At 45.5% G+C, this 19,559-nt stretch carries 15 protein-coding genes; 1 reads left to right on the top strand and 14 read right to left on the bottom strand.

Annotated elements, in window-relative coordinates; all coding sequences use genetic code 11:
• The 13 genes from DESDI_RS03680 to DESDI_RS03620 all read right to left on the bottom strand — a co-directional run bounded on the left by DESDI_RS03680 (position 1) and on the right by DESDI_RS03620 (position 17,169).
• Positions 1 to 2,385: a phosphoadenosine phosphosulfate reductase domain-containing protein gene (locus DESDI_RS03680; protein WP_015261291.1), complete on the bottom strand. Its 2,385-nt coding sequence runs from the start codon at positions 2,383 to 2,385 to the stop codon at positions 1 to 3.
• Complete coding sequence (locus DESDI_RS03675; protein WP_015261290.1) at positions 2,385 to 4,283, bottom strand: hypothetical protein; 1,899 nt, start codon at positions 4,281 to 4,283, stop codon at positions 2,385 to 2,387. The genes DESDI_RS03680 and DESDI_RS03675 overlap by 1 nt, the downstream gene beginning before the upstream one ends.
• A gap of 13 nt (positions 4,284 to 4,296) precedes the next feature.
• A complete protein-coding gene (locus DESDI_RS03670) occupies positions 4,297 to 4,482 on the bottom strand; it encodes a hypothetical protein (RefSeq protein WP_041219249.1) in 186 nt (61 codons plus the stop codon).
• Positions 4,483 to 5,499: 1,017 nt separating this feature from the next.
• On the bottom strand, positions 5,500 to 7,422 hold the full coding sequence (locus DESDI_RS03665; protein ID WP_015261289.1) for a heavy metal translocating P-type ATPase: 1,923 nt from the start codon (positions 7,420 to 7,422) through the stop codon (positions 5,500 to 5,502).
• A 282-nt stretch (positions 7,423 to 7,704) separates the two neighbouring features.
• Complete coding sequence (locus DESDI_RS03660) at positions 7,705 to 7,980, bottom strand: metal-sensing transcriptional repressor (RefSeq protein ID WP_015261288.1); 276 nt, start codon at positions 7,978 to 7,980, stop codon at positions 7,705 to 7,707.
• A 13-nt stretch (positions 7,981 to 7,993) separates the two neighbouring features.
• Entirely contained in the window at positions 7,994 to 9,589 is a 1,596-nt protein-coding gene (locus DESDI_RS03655; protein WP_015261287.1) for a hypothetical protein, read from the bottom strand.
• Between the two features lie 338 nt (positions 9,590 to 9,927).
• Positions 9,928 to 10,785: a dimethyl sulfoxide reductase anchor subunit family protein gene (locus DESDI_RS03650; protein ID WP_015261286.1), complete on the bottom strand. Its 858-nt coding sequence runs from the start codon at positions 10,783 to 10,785 to the stop codon at positions 9,928 to 9,930.
• A gap of 15 nt (positions 10,786 to 10,800) precedes the next feature.
• Positions 10,801 to 11,343, bottom strand: a complete 543-nt coding sequence (locus DESDI_RS03645; RefSeq protein ID WP_015261285.1) for a 4Fe-4S dicluster domain-containing protein — start codon at positions 11,341 to 11,343, stop codon at positions 10,801 to 10,803.
• Between the two features lie 3 nt (positions 11,344 to 11,346).
• The gene (locus DESDI_RS03640; RefSeq protein WP_015261284.1) at positions 11,347 to 13,689 is read right to left on the bottom strand and encodes a molybdopterin-containing oxidoreductase family protein; all 2,343 of its coding nucleotides are present in this window, start codon (positions 13,687 to 13,689) and stop codon (positions 11,347 to 11,349) included.
• Positions 13,690 to 13,707: 18 nt separating this feature from the next.
• Positions 13,708 to 14,130, bottom strand: coding sequence for a DUF4418 family protein (locus tag DESDI_RS03635; RefSeq protein ID WP_015261283.1), 423 nt, complete (start codon positions 14,128 to 14,130; stop codon positions 13,708 to 13,710).
• Between the two features lie 30 nt (positions 14,131 to 14,160).
• Positions 14,161 to 15,312, bottom strand: coding sequence for a YncE family protein (locus DESDI_RS03630; RefSeq protein ID WP_015261282.1), 1,152 nt, complete (start codon positions 15,310 to 15,312; stop codon positions 14,161 to 14,163).
• The gene (locus tag DESDI_RS03625; protein ID WP_015261281.1) at positions 15,303 to 15,968 is read right to left on the bottom strand and encodes an ABC transporter ATP-binding protein; all 666 of its coding nucleotides are present in this window, start codon (positions 15,966 to 15,968) and stop codon (positions 15,303 to 15,305) included. Before DESDI_RS03625 ends, DESDI_RS03630 begins: the two co-directional genes overlap by 10 nt.
• Position 15,969: 1 nt before the next feature.
• Positions 15,970 to 17,169, bottom strand: a complete 1,200-nt coding sequence (locus DESDI_RS03620; protein WP_015261280.1) for an ABC transporter permease — start codon at positions 17,167 to 17,169, stop codon at positions 15,970 to 15,972.
• A 465-nt stretch (positions 17,170 to 17,634) separates the two neighbouring features.
• Here DESDI_RS03620 and DESDI_RS17225 point away from each other — a divergent pair, with 465 nt between their 5' ends.
• Complete coding sequence (locus DESDI_RS17225; RefSeq protein ID WP_015261279.1) at positions 17,635 to 18,951, top strand: sigma-70 family RNA polymerase sigma factor; 1,317 nt, start codon at positions 17,635 to 17,637, stop codon at positions 18,949 to 18,951.
• A gap of 57 nt (positions 18,952 to 19,008) precedes the next feature.
• Here DESDI_RS17225 and DESDI_RS03610 read toward each other — a convergent pair whose 3' ends face one another.
• Positions 19,009 to 19,470, bottom strand: coding sequence for a pyridoxamine 5'-phosphate oxidase family protein (locus DESDI_RS03610; RefSeq protein WP_015261278.1), 462 nt, complete (start codon positions 19,468 to 19,470; stop codon positions 19,009 to 19,011).
• Positions 19,471 to 19,559 lie beyond the last annotated feature (89 nt).

Below are 19,559 nucleotides of genomic sequence, written 5' to 3'. Positions count from 1 at the left end.
CTACTCCCCCAATGCAAGCGAGATTATGTCTTCTATGGTATATCTGTTCTGAAAAACCTCAAGCCCGTCGTTGCCGTGCGTGAACGTGGTGGAAATATAGTCCGGGTATTTACTTCGTAAGCCTTCGCACTGTTTTTTAAATGTATCCGGAGTAATACCAAAAGCAACGAGCGGCGAAACAAAGGTAGACTCTATATCTGCCGTCATCAATTCGCGCACGGTAAAGCTCCCGCGCTCGGCTTTGTTAGCAATGAGGTACAAACCGTAGAGGAGCGTGAGCGGGTGCACATCTTTAGATTCTCGGGTGAGGCTAACCACTGTACGCCCTTTCATTTCAGGGAGGGTCACCGCACCTTCGCCGCCGAGAGGGGATTTACTGAGCATATCTTTCAGAGCATTAAGTCCGCCATCTATTGTAGATTTACCGAGAGTTGGATTACTTTCAGACAGCATCCTTACCAACTGTTCAATAGTGTATGTGGTTCCGATTTCTGTAGATGTTATGAACCACTTTATCAAAATGGCATTGTTTGCGAGCGTAAGCCAAATATATTCCCAACCGAGCGATGAAGCCCCACCGAATTTCCGGAACAGTTCTACAAGTATTGTAGGTTTCTTATCATTTGCGAAAATAAGCCCCGCTTGTGTGAACCAAATTCGGGCCGCAGACTTCACCATATTCTTACCGAGCGGGTGATTTTCGTGCCAAGGGAAAAACTTATCGCCTAATTCAACCAGAGTTGAAACCCACAAGTAATTCCCTTTTTCGCGCAACCCGAAATTTTCATAGTTCGCAATGCTGCGCATTACGTTGTTCTTTTCGGTTTCTGGCTTAAACATAGACTTATACCTCCAACAATAATTGTTGTCCGAATTGTAGCACTTGCGACACTTTATACATTTTGTTGCGCTGATTTTAAGTTTATTGTCCTTAACACTCATTGCTCCAACAGGACATTCAGCTTCACAGCTTCGGCAAACAACACACGCCGATACTTTACGCAAAAAAGAGCGTAAGACTGGCAATAACGAAGCCTGTTCTTCCTTGGAGCGAAACTCAAACGTTACAGTGCCTCCGCCTGTATAGGGCGCATAATAACTAAAGAGTATTCCGTCATCAAGCGTGTTCGGCAATTTCAATCTCTGACGGTCTGTTTCACGTTCCTTAACAACCATACCAAGTGTCTTAATCCATTCGTAGAACAAATCCTTTAAAAAATGCGGACTTTGGAATGTGGTTTTTAGACCCGCGCCTACTTCAAGTGGATTTGTAATTGTGTCTCTAAGAATGAGTCCATTTTTTCGAGCTTGCCAATTTAGGCTTCCGATAAATTCTATTTGTTCTTCTGCTGTCTTAAAACTTTTTGAGCTTGTGCTAATTATAATATCGTTGTAAGGTTTCAACAGCCGAGGATAAGCCTTGTCCACAAACCATTCGTACTTCTCAGACGATTCGGGACACATCAGGCAACCAACGCGGGTTAGACCTTTTTTGTACGCACAATTCACTAGCAAATCGTTAGCGAGTATATACAGCCACAACTCGTGTGCTCCCCAGTCCAAAATCGGCATGCGGTTTAGTTGGGAAGCATTTTTTGCGCCATCCTTAGCGTCTTCGTAAAAGGAACGACTGTAACTTTCGTCGCCCCTCACTCCTACAAATGCCATAACCCTAACCGCCGCCTTGTGTAGTTTATATTTCAGACACATAAGTGCGGGCGTGCTTTTGTGGACGGAACAGCACCACCGAATCGTTCGCGATGGTGGGGCAAATGTCCGCCAGTTTTCAAGCGCGGACGTTCCCGCTCTCGCGCAAATAAACTCTCTCTCTGGGTAGCGGGTTTGGATTTCCTCCCAAACTTTATAAGTGTCTGGCAGTTCCATATCCGTGTCACTGAAAATAACGGGTACGGAGAGCGGTAGGACTCGATGGCATAGGTCAAGGAGCGCAACAGAATCTTTGCCACCGGAAAACGCAATATAGGCGATATCGCAACGTCCGATATCTGCGTCATAAAGTTCCTTTGTGCGGCGTTTCGCATCAGCCACAACGATATCCATAATGTCGGCGTTTGCGGTAACCATTGACGCAACGTCCACTGGTTCGAGTTTAAGCTTGCCCTCGAAAAAGACCTGGATGTTCAACGGCTTGCCGTACTGTGTATTGTTAAGCTGTGCAATTTTTTCGCCGTTTTTCAAGTAGACATTTTTCTGCGCCCACAAAAGAGGGCGGGTTTCACGCCGATCATATTCAAAGAATCTGCCCAGTCCTGTCAACGAGAGTTCAGGCGCAAATACCGGGCGTATTTCGTTGGCAACGAACTTGCCTATCTGCGTGGTTAGCAAATAACCACCAGTTTTTTTATCCCAAACGTAAGAGTACATTAATTCGATACCTCCGCGAATATACCGCCTTTCCATTCTCGGGGAGGTTCGGCTTTATAGTAAAAGGCAATTAAGCGCCTGTAGGTTTTTTCGTCAAGCAAGTTATATTCGGCTTTAAAATTGACCCCCATTGCAAGGCTTAACGCCGTATGTATGGCTTCATCGGATGGTGTGACGTCGAGTTCAGCCAGATGGTTCAGCGTTTCAGCAAGCACATCCTCAAACTCGTCAGATAATCCCAGCGAGTCAAGGGTCTGATAACATCCAATCCCGTTGATTTCGGTTTTTACAAGTTCCTCGGCATAATCTTTTATTACCTTGCTAAGAAAATCCGCTGAAAAGGCACGAAACTTAACGCGCAAATCATCCACGCTGACCACGCCGCCGACTTCGTCTCGGATGAATTCAATTATTTTTGATATGAGTTCCTCAAGTGATTCATGTACGCTGCGTACATTCCCTGGACGGGCAATCCTTATTCCATAAAACGACACTGTGCGGATATCACCTTTGCGAATAAAATCATAAAGACTTTCAAAGTCATCTGCGTTTCGAATGCATTTTTCATTAAGGTTATTATGAAAAATGTTATAAAGTTCCGATACCTCAAAACAGCCGTAATCGTCCAATAGACTGTCTGCAATATCGACAATTTCTTCACGTACATTAGCTTCGGAGACTGTATCAAGTAAGAAATAAACATCGTCATTCCGATGAAACATCGACCTTTTCAAAGCGTTCTGAATGGCAACGTCTATATCAATGCCAGACTTGTCGGAGAGTAAGCGTATTGCTGTGGTGTCAAAACGAAAACCGTGAGTGTAATCTTCTGCAAGTACGGTTATTACATTTGATGGTACGTTTGCTTGTTCTTTCGCATCTATGCTCAGTAGTTCAGGAAAATGCTCGGACAGAAAATCCTTGAGCATCGTCAAAGAACGGGTATAGCCTTGTGCCGACATCGCGGGTCTATTCGTCTGCGTGGGATTAAATGTAAAATACTTTTTTATTGCGGCATACGCTTCCTGAATGCCGTCATCGTTTATTAAAGCTTCTGCAAGCGTTATCCCGCGGTCATTATTATTCAAATAGTAAGCGTCCGATTCGTGCATTTTAATCGTGTTTGGACTCCAATCTGGATATTGCTTTGTCAACCATTCTCGAAAAGTTGCCCGTATATGCTGCCGAGCTAACACGGACGAATCACTGCTGCGGTTGGACTTAGTATAGATAAAACCGCTGTTCAACTTCGGTGTGTATGTAATTTCGACATCGATCAGATTAACACCACAATGTCTGCAAAGTTTTCCTATTAAGTCTACAAGGCTTGCTATATTAAGATTGACATATACCCAATGCCCTGTTGAAATTTGTCTTGCTGCTCCATTTGGCTTCTCATTTAATAGAAATGGTCGCCGCCTTCTCAAATGCAAAGGTTTCTCGAACAACTCAGCAATTTTATCATTCTGCTCATCCAAAAACTTTTCTATGAGCGTCACCAATAAGTCACGCCAATTTCCGACAGGAATGCTCTCGCCATTTATTGAGCAAGTCAGAGGATTACAGTCCGAACACATCTCGGGATGGTCAAAATCCACGTAGCGTACTTCATCTGAATTGCAATGCTTTTTCGCTTCAATATTTCTAGGTGGTATTGGCAATTCCCCTCTTATTTCGCTAGGAATCCAATTTGGCTGAACACCGTTTTCCAAGCAACGAATAATATTGTCGGCGGCACTTCTTGCAGGTTGGTCATTCGAAAGGTCATTTTTAAATGCACACAAAGCAGGAACATCATCTAATGTCCACTCAGAAAGCAACCCTGGGTGTTTTGCTGTGCTACGCACTATCAATTTCTTTCCGTTTACATAGTTCACAGTTCCTACGTCACCATCCATTTTTATTATTGATTCAAATTATAGCAAATATCTCTTGTAAACTGTCAATTTCCCGGAAAACATCATGGATTGCCGGGTCAAATTCTTTCCCGGTCTCTGAAACGTTCAGTTCCAGCTCCCTATAATCACCGCAGACGTACTTTTTTCTGTACTCGACCCTTTGAATTCTCCAAAATTCTTCATTTTGACGAATTTGCAATTAGGTGCCCCATCAAAACTCCTGGTTCTTCAGTGACCTCAATTGGAGGGTCTAGTCGTATCTTCCATTTTACATCTATTAGATATTGAATCAATCATAATTAGAGGGAGGATCACGTGGAGGCTAAGAAGTAGTTAAGATTAAAATAGATAATTCATCCTCTTTGCCACCAATAATTATTACTGCTTCTTTTAATACTATTTGGATCATCTTCAACTTCAACATCTACCAAGAAAGTTCATTTTTATCTTTGCTTTTTAATTTATTCCCCTTTTATATTTTCTAATTCGACTTAACAGGATGAACCTCCTTCTCATTATATGAATTACATAGAGGTTTTTGCTGTGAAATCAAATATATTTAAGTTTCGCACCCGATAAAGCGGGAAAATCTAGTCTATGAAAAATAGAAAAACCACTTGAGCCATTTAAGGAACAACTGTCGGCAAAAGAGTGGCGCGGGTTCGATTACGACCAGTTTCCTGCCCCTCCCCATAACTGCTCGTGAAGTTTCCCCTCAAGCAGCTCACCCCGTAACCTTCATCATAAGAGTTATGCGACCTATCGAGTGGTATACAATTCCATCGAAATGCCCTACATTTTAAGGGGATGGACTTTACAGTCCCGGAAGAGCCCCAACACGTTATAAAGGTATTCATTACTCCATCTCCGCGCCAACCAATGCTACGCTTTTGTCTCCGTTTCCTTCTCGTCAGCAGAGTTCGGATTTTCATTTACGTATAATCGCGCACTTCACTAAATGTACAGCTTGAGTTATTTACTATGCCTACCGGTATAGAGAACGCATTCTTTCACATGTGTTAACTTTTATACCTTACCCTTTCAGTTTTGATTCTCCCGATTTCCGCCAATTCCTGCTTATCTCAGAATAGGCAGGAATACTGGCGCCTAATCTACTTCCTTGCCAAGTAATTCACCACCCCACATACATAAATAAAATCTGACCCGCCCAAAGGCAAATCAGACCTTACTACATTTCTCACTGCCCGCTCGCTTACTAACTCATCTCCGGCACATATTCCCCAGGGGTAGACGAAGTCGGCTTATCCTTCGCCTTCCAATTCAACAGCAGGGCAGAATTGATTATAACCAGCACCGATCCCGCATTATGCACTAGGGCACCCATGACTGGGCCTAAGCTGCCATTGGCAGCGAGGATGATGGCGACAAAGTTCAGTATTAAGGAGAAAGCTAAGTTCAGCTTAATCGTGCTCATCATCTTTTGGGAAAGTCCCAGCAAATGAGGCAGCTGACTGATATCATCGCCCACGAGGGCAATATCCGCAGCCTCTACCGCAATATCGCTACCGATACCTCCCATGGCGATGCCCACATGGGCCTTTTTGAGAGCCGGGGCATCGTTAATGCCTTCCCCTACCATGCACACCAGCTCACCTTTTTCCTGATAACCTTCAATGGCCTTTAGCTTATCCTCCGGCAGACAATCTGCATGGACATTGTGGGCGGGGATCTGTACCTGGGCTGCGATATGATGAGCCGCTTCCTTGTGATCCCCGGTCAAGAGCACCGCGTGGATGCCCCTCGTTTTTAAGCGCGCAATCATGGTTGAGGAGGTTTCCCGCAGGCTGTCGGATAAAGCGGCCATGCCCACCACCTGGTTATCCATCCCTATATAAATGACGGTGCTGCCTTCTTTGGTGTAGGCTTTTGCCTCTGCATGAATCTCCGAAGACAGGTCAATGCTATGTTCTTGCAGGAGTTCGGCATTTCCCGCGTAGATTTGTTTTCCGTCAATCAGGGCAGAGACCCCGCGCCCGGGAATCATCTGAAAGCTCTGGGGCTCACGGACTTGCTGACTCGTGGCCTTATAGCTGCTGACGATGGCCTTGCCAAGGGGATGTTCTGAATTTAATTCGGCGGATGCTAAGTAACCAAAGAGCTGCTCTTGGGTCAGTCCCTCGGCAAAACTTTGCACTGCCATAACCTTGGGTTTGCCATACGTCAGAGTACCGGTCTTATCAAAGGTTATCCGCTTCACTTGGGCTAGGCGTTCCAGAGCATCCCCTTCGCGAACGAGTATCCCATATTTTGTGGCGTTACCGATGGCGGCCATAATAGCGGTGGGGGTGGCGAGTACTAAAGCGCAAGGGCAAAAGACAACTAAGATGGTGACGGCGCGGATGATTTCACCGGTGAAGTACCAGGTCAGGGAGGAAGAAAGCAGAGCTATGACGACGATCCAGGTCGCCCAGCGATCGGCAATGCCGACAATCTTGGCTTTATCCGCATCCGCTGATTGGACTAAACGAATCATCCGTTGGAGTGAGCTATTCTCCCCGACTACGGTGGCTTGCATATCAAAGGCTCCGAATTGATTCACTGTCCCGGTGGCGACGTCATCCCCTTCCTGCTTGTCGACCGGTAGGGATTCCCCTGTCATCACGGACTGATCCACCGAGGTCTTGCCTTTGATGATCAATCCGTCGGCGGGGACTGTCTCTCCGGGAAGAACCCGCAGCACATCACCGACTTGAACCTCTTCCGCAGGGATCAGCTCTTCCTGATCCTGATTTAGCCGGCGCGCGATGCGAGGAGTGATATGAATCAATCTCTCAATGCCTGCTTGTGCTTTCGCTACGGTCAAGGTTTCCAGCAAGGCCCCAATCTGCATAATGAAGGCCACTTCCCCTGCCGCAAAAATCTCCCCGATGGAAACTGCGGCGATTAAGGCCAAGGAAACCAAAACGTCCGCCTTGATATCAAAGCGAGTGAACAGTCCGATGGCCCCTTCTTTGATGATGGGAAGACCACAGAGGATAATGGCCACCCAAGCGGGATCAATCGGGAATCCGCTGGCATAAAAGAAGCTCAGAATCAATGACATCCCAGCCAGACTTATGAAAAGGATGTTTCGTTTGGTCTCATCCGTAAAAACTTCTGTCCAACCCTTAAAACTCATCTCTACTCTCCTTTAGCTATTGTCATTCCTATAGCTGTTTTTGCATGATTACAATATACCTATAGGGGTATAGGTTTGTCAAGAGGGCGGTACCGATCTTATGCCTTACTCAAGAAGATATGGAAGTCCTTCGCGATGAAATGGCACATCGCTCAGAAAACATGGAGAATCCTTTAAGACGGCCAAAAAAAGAGTATTGCCATACGCTTATGAAGCTACAGCAATACTCACCCTAAACAAAATATTAAGTTCATCATCGACCGCTCGTTAGGCTAACCTGCCCTAACTCATGCGCGAAAAATGCTCGATAGCTTTGGTGAAGTCCTTGATGGTCCTCTCAGCATCACCATGCTCGATGCCATCCTTGACGCAATGGTTGATATGCCCTTCAAGGACGATCTGTCCGACCTTATGCAGGGCACCCTTGGCTGCGTTAATTTGAATGAGGAGGTCCTCGCAGGGGACATCACTATCCACCATCTTATCGATCGCCTTGAGTTGTCCCATAATCTTATTGATTCGACGATGAATATTCTCCGAATCCATACATTGCTTCACTTAGACACCGCCTCTATTGCATCCTGATAATCAGATTAACACCCTGATATTCCTTATTGTATTGGCCTTTGATTTCATCGCCAATTTTCAGGAAGGGTAATTTCTCTGATACGGTAATATTGGCTCTAAAGACATCCTTTTGACCTTCGAGAAGTAGATAGAAATAGGTATTGCCACCAATAACGACACTTTGGATATCGGTGATTTTTCCTTGAATCTCAAATTCCTCTCGCGGTGCCTCAGGTTCTGTTTCCGTGATGGGAGTTGTGCGATTGGTGAATTTATTGACGGTCTCTTCTACGGTATTGCCGGTGACGACCTTTTGGTAGTCTTGGGCATCCACCAAGGCATACATCTTGATTAACCCGGCGGCATCCTTAAGGGACATGAAGTAGGTGGGTTTCCCGTCAACATTGAGCAAGATGGGGAAGGTCGAGAGATAGCGTTTTTCCTGCACCGCCCCTTGGGCACTTTCCATGGCTGAATACTCTTCAGCGGAGGAAATGCTATAGAAGGTTGTTTCCTTGGTCCGCATATTGACCAGGATAAAGCCGATGTTGGATTCGTCTCTAACCACGGAGGTGATCCCGGTATATAGGTAAACATCATCGTTGAGTGCAAGATAATTGTATCCTTCGGTGGTGGCAAGCACGCCCTGCTGGCCAAAGATGGAGTTAATAAAGCCATTGGTGAAACGACCATTATAGTTCACTTGATTGACGACCAGTCCGGCATCATAGACCCGGTCCACCCACTCGGGAACCTCGCCAATTTTGATTTTTTGATGTTCACCCGTGCTGGCATTGAGCATAATGACTTCTTTGATATCGGTACCACCGAAAAGCCCAATTCTATTCACACGTACGGAGACAATCCAATAAGGTACCCCTTGTTCATCGACTTCAAAACTAAAATCGCCAAAGATGGCGGTCGGATAGTTCATTCTCAGGTAACGGCGGACATTCTCGAAAAACAGCTCGCTCTCCGAGTATTTGATACTTTGTTCCGGGGTGACCAAATCGACTTCTCCATTGACCATGTCCACCATCATATAACTGGGAAGGCCTTCTTTGGTGTTGTTCAGCCATTTAAAGAAACCAGCATACTCTAAGGGTGAAACCCGGACGGGCTTCCCTTGGTAGTTGATTTGCGTATAGTCAGGAGCCACATTGAATTGGGAGACCAGCTCGATGATTTCTCCCATTTTCCGATCCCCTAAGCGCACAGCCGTATCACGGTCCACTGTAGGGATGCGATTGATGGGTAACTCAGCGACATCGGTGGCAAAATTACCTTCTTGCTTTTCCACAAGGCTAGCGTAGGACCGAGCATGGAAGACCGGCAGGGAGTACACCCATATGATTCCTCCCAGGATAGCCACTAGTAGGGTGGCTGCAATCAGGTAAGTGGGTAGGCTCTTGGTTATCGTGAGCTTTCTTTCCACGAACACTTGATGAAGTAGGAATAACCCTGCTCCCAAGGCCAAGCTATAAAATATTAAAGCCCAAAAGCTAGGGGACTGCAGATTGAGCGGGATGAGCAGAAAATAGTAAGAAATTATTATTAGCGCTACCCAGATTATTGAGAGCAATACTTTTCCGTTTTTCATGTATCTTTCCTTTCTTTTCAAAAAACTTTTTGTCCAAAAAATAGCAACCATGAGCGTAGCTTAACATACAGGAGAGAGCGATTTGCGTGGAAGGATTATTCATTCATCAGGGCTGTAGTCTAATCTACATGGGAGTCAAAAGTATAAAATAGCAATTCGCTTCTAATTAATAAGTTTACCATGATTTAAGACAAAACTCCAATAGCGTTCCCCTAGAAAACAGCGAGGCACTATCTCGATTGAGATAATGCCTCGCTTCCCTATCCCGGCTTTTCAGCTTCTCTAGGATTGCCTTGAGAATACTAGATTTGCGATTGGGATAATCAATCTATGCTTTCTTAGAACCAGGGATATTGACCCATGACCGAGGAATAGAAGAGAATTCTTCCGGCTACTTCGCCAAGGATTACCCCGACGAGGGTGACTCCGGCAATTGCAGGATAGGATTTTTTCTTGCTACCGGTGATAAATACGGCGGCGAAGGCGACCGGTAATAAGATACCCAGAACCATTCTGGCGATAAAGAAGCCTGATGAGAAGGTCGCTGCTACCGCTGCAGATTGTTCAACGGAGGTGCCGTAGGTTCCGGCGAAGAAGGCTAAGACGGCCACAATCAGCACAACTGATCCAATAATGGACCAACCCATGACCTTTTTGGCCTTTTGACTTGCTTCATCTTCCACTTTATTGAGCAAGAAGGCTACGGAAACAGCTCCTAGGAGAATGGCTGTTAGGATAAATGCTGCTGTAGTTTGCCAAGAATCCCAGGCCATTCTTGCAGGTAAGGTATAGACCTTGCTGGTGACGACGATGGCTGCGAGGCCTACGACACTAAGCACAGCTCCGACTGCTTTGCGCAAAGGATTCTCTGGGGTTTTCCACCACATAATGCTATAGATTAGAGCTAATACCCCGACGATGGAGAAGAAAAGGATCTCCATGCTTAGCATCGAAGTGCCGAGATTCATGAGGGCTTTGACGGCACTTAAGGGTTGACCTAAGTGGAATACGGAGAAGATTAATCCCAAGGCGACCAGAGGCAAGACTGCCATGCCACCTATTCTTAGTTGCTTTAAGCTTGCTTGATTGCCCTTAGCTGGGGAGATATATTCGATGAGGGTGATCATCAGGGCGAGTCCAATCGCCCACTGTCCCAATACTGTAAATAATACTAACGGAAATTCCCATGTGTCCATGCCAAATCCTCCTCTCTATTTCTTAAATGTTTTTGCTGGATTGATAATAATTGACGGATTGGTTATGCTGGCAACAGGCATGCCCGGAAGCTCCTGAACCCCTTTGTATTTTGCTTTTAATTCTTCCAAATCCCCGGCGATGATATTACCACCAGGACAGGACTCAGCACAGGCTGGCTGTAGACCTTGCTCGATGCGCTCTTTGCAATAACTGCATTTGCTGACTTTCCCTTCTTCGGGGTCATATTGGGGGACACCATAGGGGCAAGCCATGGTACACATTCTACAACCGATACATTGACTATGATCTTGATAGACGATGCCGTTTTCCAGCTTTGTATAAGCACCGGTTGGGCAGTTCTTCAAGCATTCAGGGTTTTCACAGTGGTTACAGCCCATGGATAATGTGGCATGAGTCGCCGGATGGTCTGTGTCAAAATCCCGTACCCGACGCCAGCTAACAGCCGGTGCGGTCTTTTGCTCTGATTTACAGGCTACCTGACAGGTTTTACAGCCGTAGCAGTTTTGCATATCATAATAAAATCCTACTTTTGCCATGGTTTACGCCTCCTTCCTGATTTGTACCAAGGTATTATTGTTACTATGACCGCCGCTCAAGGGCTCCACGAAATCATTGGTAACATAGCTACTGCTTCCGCCTTGTTGCTCCCACCAACCATTTTCCAGAGCGACGATACCTTTTTTAATATGAGCCTGGACATTAGCTATACAATGGTGCTCACCACGATCATTGTAAGCGACGACCTTATCTCCGCTCTTGATTCCGCGTGCTGAAGCATCATCGGGATGGATTAACACCTGAGCCTTTGACCTTGTGGATTCACTGATCCAAGGCAGATTGCCAAAGGTCGAATGGATGGTGCGGTTTGTCTTCCGCTGTACAGCCATCAAGGGATATTTTTCAGCTAGAGCCTGATCCCCGTTGATAAACTCATTAGGGCGAATATAGGTTACTACAGGATTAAAGCCTTTGGATTTCCATGCAGGCATAAATAATTCTGCCTTTTCCGTGGGAGTTCGGAACTTCCCGTCGGGATACGGAATATAGGGTTGGGGCATCGGAGATACAGGTCCCTGCTTTAATTGCTCGAGGGTAATTCCTGTTCCCTCTAGACATATTTCAATGAATTCTTCAGGACTCTTGTCAAAAGCTTCGCCGAAACCTAGCTTCTTGGCTAGCATTGTGAAAATCTCCAGGTCAGATTTGGCTTCACCGGGCGGCTCAACAGCCTTTTCCATCAACTGCACTAAGTGAGAACGGTTATGGGCTAGTAGATTGGTATCTTCAAAAATAGTCGTGCAGGGTAGTACGAGATCCGCATACAAGGCTGTGGAGGTCATCAAACTGTCAACGACCACTACGAAAGGTATCTTTTTCAGAGCTTCTTTAACTGCAGCTGTATTAGGGAATTGGGTCATCAGACTGGTGGTCAAAACCCACATAAAACCTATCTTGTTTGGTTTATCGGCCAAAATATACTCACCTAATTTTGGTGAAGGAATTTGCCCAAATTCACCTTGAGGTTTGGGTGAAGGAATCGCCGTCTTCACTTTAATCGTGGTTCCGACTCCACCCGCATCACATACTCCACCGCCGGCTTTACCAAAGTTACCAGTGAAAGCAGCCAGATAGAACTGAACACCCACGGCATAGGAACCATATTCAGTCCTTTGGAAACTACCCATATTCTGAACAATCATGGCTGGTTTGGCTGTCGCGTACTCATGGGCCAAGAGAACCACTTTCCCTGCGGGTACATCCGTTTCCTCTTGGACTTTTTCTGGTGTCCAAATCTTGGCTTCATTATAAATGAGCTCAAAAACTGTGTTGTATTGCTCGGCAATAGGGGTTCCGTCCAACCTTAAAGCGGGAGAAATACCCTCTTGATCATGGGGGACGATGCTTTTGCTAATCTGGTCATAGACCATGTAGCTAGTGTCGTTGTCCTCAGCTTTCACTTGGTCGCCGGTAGCCTTATCCACTAAGAAGGGCACTCCGGTATGCTTGAGTAAGAACCCTTGATCATACAATTTTTCTTCAATAATGATTTTGAGCATGCCTAGGCCAAGGGCTGTATCTGTACCAGGCAAAATGGTTATCCATTCATCGGACTTGGCGGCCGTCTCACTTAAGCGCGGATCTATGGTGATCAATCTGGCACCTTTACTCATGGCTTCTTGATATTTGGAGAAGTAGGATTGCATGGTGACAGCTGGGTTGGTTCCCCAAACGATAATATAGTTGCTATCTTGGATCGTATCTCGAGTATCCTCGTAACGTGTTCCCAGCATAGGCGTCATCGTCGATGTCACAGCTTGACAACATAAGGAACCGACAATGGGGGTATAGCCACCTAGATAATTAAAAAATGCACCAGCCACGCCACCAGTTAAGGCGCCGAAGTTACCGGAACCACCTTTATACGTGATCCCTTGATTGCCCAGCTCACTTTGGGTTTCTTTGATTTTAGTAACGATTAAATCGGTTGCTTCATCCCAGCTGATTTCTTTCCACTTGCCTTCACCTTTTTCCCCGGTTCTCAGCATGGGCATTTTAGGGCGATCGGGATTATTGACCCACTGGGTACGGCTGATCCCCCGTAAGCAAGCTTTGGTCGTATCATCACCGGTTTCCACTTTAACTAATTTGCCATCCACCACGTAGCCTTTTAAATTATGGTGCAGACATTCCATCGCACAGCTGGAGGTGAAGGTCTTGGCATTGGAGAGATCCACTGGGGCACCTTCAACAACATCCGGCATCCCTGCGGTAATCCCGATTCCGCCAACAGCAGCAGCCGCCGCTACGGCACCGGTACCTTTGATAAAGGTACGTCTTGACACACCTGATGGCTTTTTCTTTGTCATATTCTCATTTGTCATGATTTTTCCCCTTCCTACTTAGGATTCCTTAGAACTGTTCTTTTGTTTTTTGAAGCATGCTAGAATACCAAGTAAAATGGTCAGCACACCTCCACCGCGTATCCAGAAAGCAGTTTGGTGGCAAGCCATGGTTTCTTTCATGCAGATACCAATACCCAAAAACGACTGATAGGTAATAACGATGAGCAGGATACCGATGGCAATGATTATAGGGGCATGCGTCTGCTTGGTTATAAGGGCAGATATGGCTGCGACCAATACCAGTACAGCCAACACAGATGTTGCCTGACTGGTATAGAAGCATTTCATGTGTACTAGGTTGCCATTAGCCAGCTCCAGTAACCCATCGCAAACAGGTACCCAGATGTATAATGCACCTAAGACAAGCAACGCTACTGCCATCAAACCCCACATCAGGATGCTTTGGATATGGTCTTTCATCCTTTTCCACCTCTTCCTTGAAACACTGTATTATTCATCATTCAAAATATAGACAAGTGATTTTGGGGTTACGCCGGTCTCGATGCTTTTAATGACGGTGTAATTTGTTAAATCTATAATAAGAACATTGCCATCCAAAAGATTCGTAATATAAGCTCGCTGGCCATCTTCGGAAAGTGCGATATCCCCCGGCTCTCCTGCTAAAGAACACTGTCCAATGATCTCTCCATCAGCAGTGCGTAAGCTTATGAGCTTTGCCCCGTCGCTGGCTTGGGTTATCACATGGATGATTTGCCCATCTGGGGATAGTGCCATGCCCACCGGCTTCTTACCGATCTGCAACTTGCCTATTTTCTCACCCCCTTTCAAAGTCAGCTTGAGAATAAAATCATTGATTTCTTCTTCGTTACCTGCTGCCGAAATATATAAGCTACCTGCCGAGCTATCGAGAATTAGGTCATTGATGCCAAAGGTTGCATCAAAGGCTTGAACTTCTTTTTCTGCCTTGAGGTCGATGACAGCCACATCCCAAGTGCCCATATTCCCCACATAGATCTTGCCATTAGCCTCATCTAAGACAAGGGCTGAAGGCTTGCGACCTGCACCGAGGGGATCGCCAAAAATATCAGTGCAGCAATCGGGGGGCTCGATCCTCTCTTCAAAGCCGAAGGTATTTAGCGGTATGAAGCCGACCATGGAGCGTAACTTGATGTCAATAATGCTGACCCGATTTAAGTAGTAGTCCAGCACATACAAGGTATCCCCTGCTGCATTGATTGTCATGGCAACCGGCTGATTGCCCATGGAGATCTTTGCTTCGATCCCCCCGGTGGAGGAGTTGATTTGATACACGTCACCTGAACCACTATTGGCCACAAAAACCTTTGCTTGGTCGGGGGATTTGATGATGGCTAACGGCTTGGCACCTACCGGGATTTTCTCAACGATATCGCCGGTTGCCAAATCGATTACCGCGACTTGATTCGTCGTAAACTGGGCAACGAACAAGGCCTCCGGAGGCAGCCCGCTCTGCTGCAATGGTGTTTTTTGCACTATGCTCTGTTCTGGAGGAGCTTGTATTATGGTCTGATCTTTGGCTGAGTTAGCAGCTTGACCACAACCTGTTAAAAAAATCCCTAACATCACGATGATCGTGACGAGCACCAAACTTCTTACACGCATAGCGTCAGCCTTCCTTCTTGCAGACCATAGCGATGATGGGCTTGTCGGGCCCAATGGGAATTATGAGTAACCATAACGACTGCCCCACCTCCTTCGACAACTCCCGCGAGCAATTCCATCACTTTACCGGCCCATAGATCATCTAAATCATTAGTAGGTTCATCGGCTAAAATTAAAGGAGCATCGTTGATCAAAGCCCTCGCTACCACTAACCTCCGTCGTTGTCCTACGCTTAATTGATGAGGCAAGTGTAGCCGCCTTTCGCTTAAGCCCAATTCTTCGAGGTAGTGAGCGATCTTTTTTAGATTAGGCTTATTTTTCCCTAGGCTTTGCACAAAGCGCAGATTACCTTCTACGGTCAGGGCTTGAAAAAGATTTGTCTCTTGAAAGATGAATCCGACCATTTGCCTGCGCAGCTCTGTGGCAACCGGGTCGGGCAGTGTGCTCAAGTTCTGGTTTTGAATGAAGACATCCCCTTGGGTAGGACGCAAGAGACCGCTCATCAGATAAAGCAAGGTGCTTTTTCCTGTCCCCGATGGCCCCTCAATGGCCATAAATTCTCCTGCATTGACCGTCAGGGAAAGCTCATGGACGGGGCAAACCGCGTCACCTACTTCATAGGTTTTGCTTACTTTTTCTAAACGGCAAAGCTCCATATCAATCCAACTCCCCTCTAGTCATTGCCACTTGGGGATCCAGCCGCGAACTCTGCCAAGCTGGGTATACAGAGGCTATGAAACCCAGGACTAAGGCGACTGCAATTCCCAAGCCACCGCTGAGCACAGCCTGCCCCACTGCCCATTGTCCCATGGCCAAATCAAGTGAGCTTCGCAAGGAAGTCAAGACGGACTGAACACCCATCACCCCTAATACACTGCCAAGAACTCCTCCTGCCCCCGCCATGATCCAAGCTTCTAGAACAATCAGCTTAAATACATCGGCCCTCTGTACCCCGATGGCGCGCATGAGGCCGATTTCCTTCTTGCGTTCGCGGGCCAAGGCACTAAAGCGTCCGATTAGCGCGAGGCTGGCGACGAGAAATACTGCTAACCATAAACCCAGAACCAATTGGCCAATGATATTCATTTGGGTACGCATAGAAGAGACAAGCTCGCTGGTCGCAACCGCTTCCACCGTAAAATCTAGATCGTTGATCTGGGCAGCGACTTCCGTGGAGAGGTACCCTTCGTCCACCTTAATCAGGATTGCTGAAATCAAATGATCCGGGCTTTCCTTGCTCCAAAGGCTTTGCAAATAGGGGCTATCCTTGGCCAGCCTTCTCGCCACATCCAGATTCATAAAGATGGTCTCATCCATACCACTGCCGGTAGGGTATAGACTACCGACCACGGTAAAGACTTCTCCCAACACCGAGGCTTGGTTGCCCAGAAATGCCGGGACTTCGCCGCCGATGATGATCTGATCGTTTCGCAGCTGTTCGATGTTTTGCTCATCCAGCCAAGGTTGCAGAATAAAATCCGTGTCCTGATCATAGCCCACCAAACGAGAGGCGCCCCCGATGGAGCAGCAGCTCTCATCTAAGGATTGGGTAAAAAATTGAGGGGTCAATCTGCCCACCCCTTCGACCTGACTGATCTGATCTGTGAGCTGTTCTGACATATAGATATTGACCGGTTCAGCTGTAAAGATTGTCTGAAAGGCATCGGCATTACTCTTATTGGGGAGAACAATAATATCCGCACCCAAGCGAGCATCGCTCAATTCCAGCCCTTCCTGCAACGTCGTCAGTACGGAAAAAGCCAACACAAATGTGAAAACTGTTAATGCAGTTATCAACACTGTAAGTAGCGATTGCCCTTTGCGCCTTATTACATTTTCCAAGGCCATGAACCACATAGCACAACCTCCCTTACATCTTGTGATCTAAATAGCAATCCCCCTTGTGGAAATATACGCATTTTTAGTGCAAACACCCCAAACCCTTGGAATGTTTTATTTAAGAGCACTATATAATTGAGTGAAATAATTTAGTGCAAATATTAGAGTTCCTAAAAAGATACAGTTTAGTTCGAAAGCAGAATCAGTTTTGTTAAAGGCAATTTCGCTTCGTGAAAGTAAATCTTTTCCTTATCGTTGTGAGAATCCTTTGTTTTGTACCTTCACTAACTTAAACGTAGGTTTTCAAAATTCCATTCGCCGTTTTCTTCAAAAATACAAATAAATTATTATTTCTACTATTTTCAACATAAATATTGTTATTCACTTATAATAATCTGTACTTAGATAAACAATTTGGCATATAATATCCTATATGCCAAGCAACTCATTGCGGGAGAATTTGCTAATGGAGGTGTTACATAAATGACTGATATTTGTACGAAAGACGATTGTGAGTTGGTTTTATTTTGTGGGAAAACAAGTAGTAACGGTAATGCCCCTGATGATGATAGCATTTTCCAAGTTTTATATAAGCTTTATAAGCAGCCCATCTATGCCTTTTTTTATAAAAAACTTAATAATGATTACTCTGCCGCTGAAGATCTAACTCAAGAAACTTTCACTAAGGTTTATCAAAATGTGGCTAAGGTCAATGACTTTTGCGGGATAAAAAGTTGGATTTATGCCATCGCTAATAATACTTATATCGATTATTGGCGCAAGCATCAAAAAAACTTCAGCCGTGATGTTCCTTTAGAACTTGATTCGGCAGCCATGCCTACGGATAATAACTCCCCCCTACATGATTTGCTCGATAGCGAAATAAATCTTGATCTTAATGAAATCTACCAAGCTCTTCCCCCCAAATATCTTCAGGCTATTTTCCTCCATGAGCAAAATTACTCCTACGGTCAAGCTGCCAAAGTTATGGATATAAGCCTCTCTGCCTATACCTCCTTATTAAATAGGGCTCGCCTGAAGACAAAAGAAGTGATGATTTATAATCTATTTCGTGTTAGCAAGGATACCCTTACCAAAAAGGAGTATGACACTCTGAGTCAATGGCTTGGACCCATTCAACTATTTTATGGAGTGACGGGGCCGATCAAGCAAGGAATGCTGGAGCATTTTAACACTTCTGCAGATAGTTACAACGAGCTTAATTTTCATCATTATCATAGCCTTATCGATGACTTTATCATTCGGAAATATCCATTAAATAAAAAGCATGTAGTCGCTGACTTTGGTATGGGTACAGGCATCTTTGCGAGCAAGCTTTCCCGCTATGTGGCTAGGGTTGATGGTTATGATTTTTCTAAAGAAATGTGCGATCTCGCGGAAAAGACTTTCCGCGACAATCAAGTGGATAATGTGGTCTGCAAAAACGTTGATTTCTTAAAAAGAAATGCCTCTGCCGATAAATATGATTATGCCTATTGTATGACTGTACTCCACCACCTCACTTACCCCCATAATGCTGTTAAGAAAATGGTACGCATGCTGAAAGACGGTGGCGGGCTGATTATCTCGGATTTTGCGAAACATAATTGCGCCGAGCTTGTCGAAGTCAGAAGCGACTTGTGGTATGGTTTTACAAAAGAACAATTCACGAAGTATTTAACAGATGCCGGTCTCAAAAACGTTTGGGTTGAGATCCATAAGAAAGCCCCGATAACTTTTATATCTGAATCCGGCAAAACCATTAAAATTCCCACTATTATTGGTGGGGGCGAAAAGTAACGAGCTAAGGGTTCTGATCCCTTAGCTCGTTACTTTTACGGGGAAAGTTTATACCTGTCACCCTGAAATCTTGCCGACAATCTCCTCGATGGTTACCTTATACACCAAGACAGGTCGAATCTCTTCAGCCGTGAATGGATACTGCTCTCCACTGACTTGATAATGTTCAGCTATTTGCCCTAAGCCATATTTCTTGTCAACGAACTCTTCCACTAATTCCGCCCTTCCATGAACGACGACCGTCAAGTAGCGCGCACTCCAATCACACGGCTTCTCACCTTCGATGATGCTGATATCTTGCTCAAATTCAAGGCAGACATGATTATTCACCTTCAGTATTTCCACTTTTTCACCACTTCTAGCTGAATGGAAATAGATATTGCTGCCGTCGAAACCAAAACTTAGGGGAATGACATAAGGGCGATCCTCTTTAACTAAGCCAATTCTGCAAACGGTTGCTTGATTTATTACGCTATGGAGTACTTCACTGTCCAATATCTCTTTGTCTTTTCTTCTCATATCTTACCTTCCTCACCCTCAGTTATTACGATTATTTCTCCTCATTCTTAATAACTTTCCTATCCCTATTTCTCCATCTCTGTTTTCTG

It is taken from the genome of Desulfitobacterium dichloroeliminans LMG P-21439, from assembly GCF_000243135.2.
GTDB classification, from domain to species: domain Bacteria; phylum Bacillota; class Desulfitobacteriia; order Desulfitobacteriales; family Desulfitobacteriaceae; genus Desulfitobacterium; species Desulfitobacterium dichloroeliminans.
This window is presented reverse-complemented; position numbering and strand designations above follow the sequence as displayed.

Coding starts and splice junctions, on each gene's coding strand:
- DESDI_RS03680 (WP_015261291.1), bottom strand. CDS start 2,385: ATGTACTCTTACGTTTGGGATAAAAAAACTGGTGGTTATTTGCTAACC.
- DESDI_RS03675 (WP_015261290.1), bottom strand. CDS start 4,283: ATGGATGGTGACGTAGGAACTGTGAACTATGTAAACGGAAAGAAATTG.
- DESDI_RS03665 (WP_015261289.1), bottom strand. CDS start 7,422: ATGAGTTTTAAGGGTTGGACAGAAGTTTTTACGGATGAGACCAAACGA.
- DESDI_RS03655 (WP_015261287.1), bottom strand. CDS start 9,589: ATGAAAAACGGAAAAGTATTGCTCTCAATAATCTGGGTAGCGCTAATA.
- DESDI_RS03650 (WP_015261286.1), bottom strand. CDS start 10,785: ATGGACACATGGGAATTTCCGTTAGTATTATTTACAGTATTGGGACAG.
- DESDI_RS03645 (WP_015261285.1), bottom strand. CDS start 11,343: ATGGCAAAAGTAGGATTTTATTATGATATGCAAAACTGCTACGGCTGT.
- DESDI_RS03640 (WP_015261284.1), bottom strand. CDS start 13,689: ATGACAAATGAGAATATGACAAAGAAAAAGCCATCAGGTGTGTCAAGA.
- DESDI_RS03635 (WP_015261283.1), bottom strand. CDS start 14,130: ATGAAAGACCATATCCAAAGCATCCTGATGTGGGGTTTGATGGCAGTA.
- DESDI_RS03630 (WP_015261282.1), bottom strand. CDS start 15,312: ATGCGTGTAAGAAGTTTGGTGCTCGTCACGATCATCGTGATGTTAGGG.
- DESDI_RS03625 (WP_015261281.1), bottom strand. CDS start 15,968: ATGGAGCTTTGCCGTTTAGAAAAAGTAAGCAAAACCTATGAAGTAGGT.
- DESDI_RS03620 (WP_015261280.1), bottom strand. CDS start 17,169: ATGTGGTTCATGGCCTTGGAAAATGTAATAAGGCGCAAAGGGCAATCG.
- DESDI_RS17225 (WP_015261279.1), top strand. CDS start 17,635: ATGACTGATATTTGTACGAAAGACGATTGTGAGTTGGTTTTATTTTGT.
- DESDI_RS03610 (WP_015261278.1), bottom strand. CDS start 19,470: ATGAGAAGAAAAGACAAAGAGATATTGGACAGTGAAGTACTCCATAGC.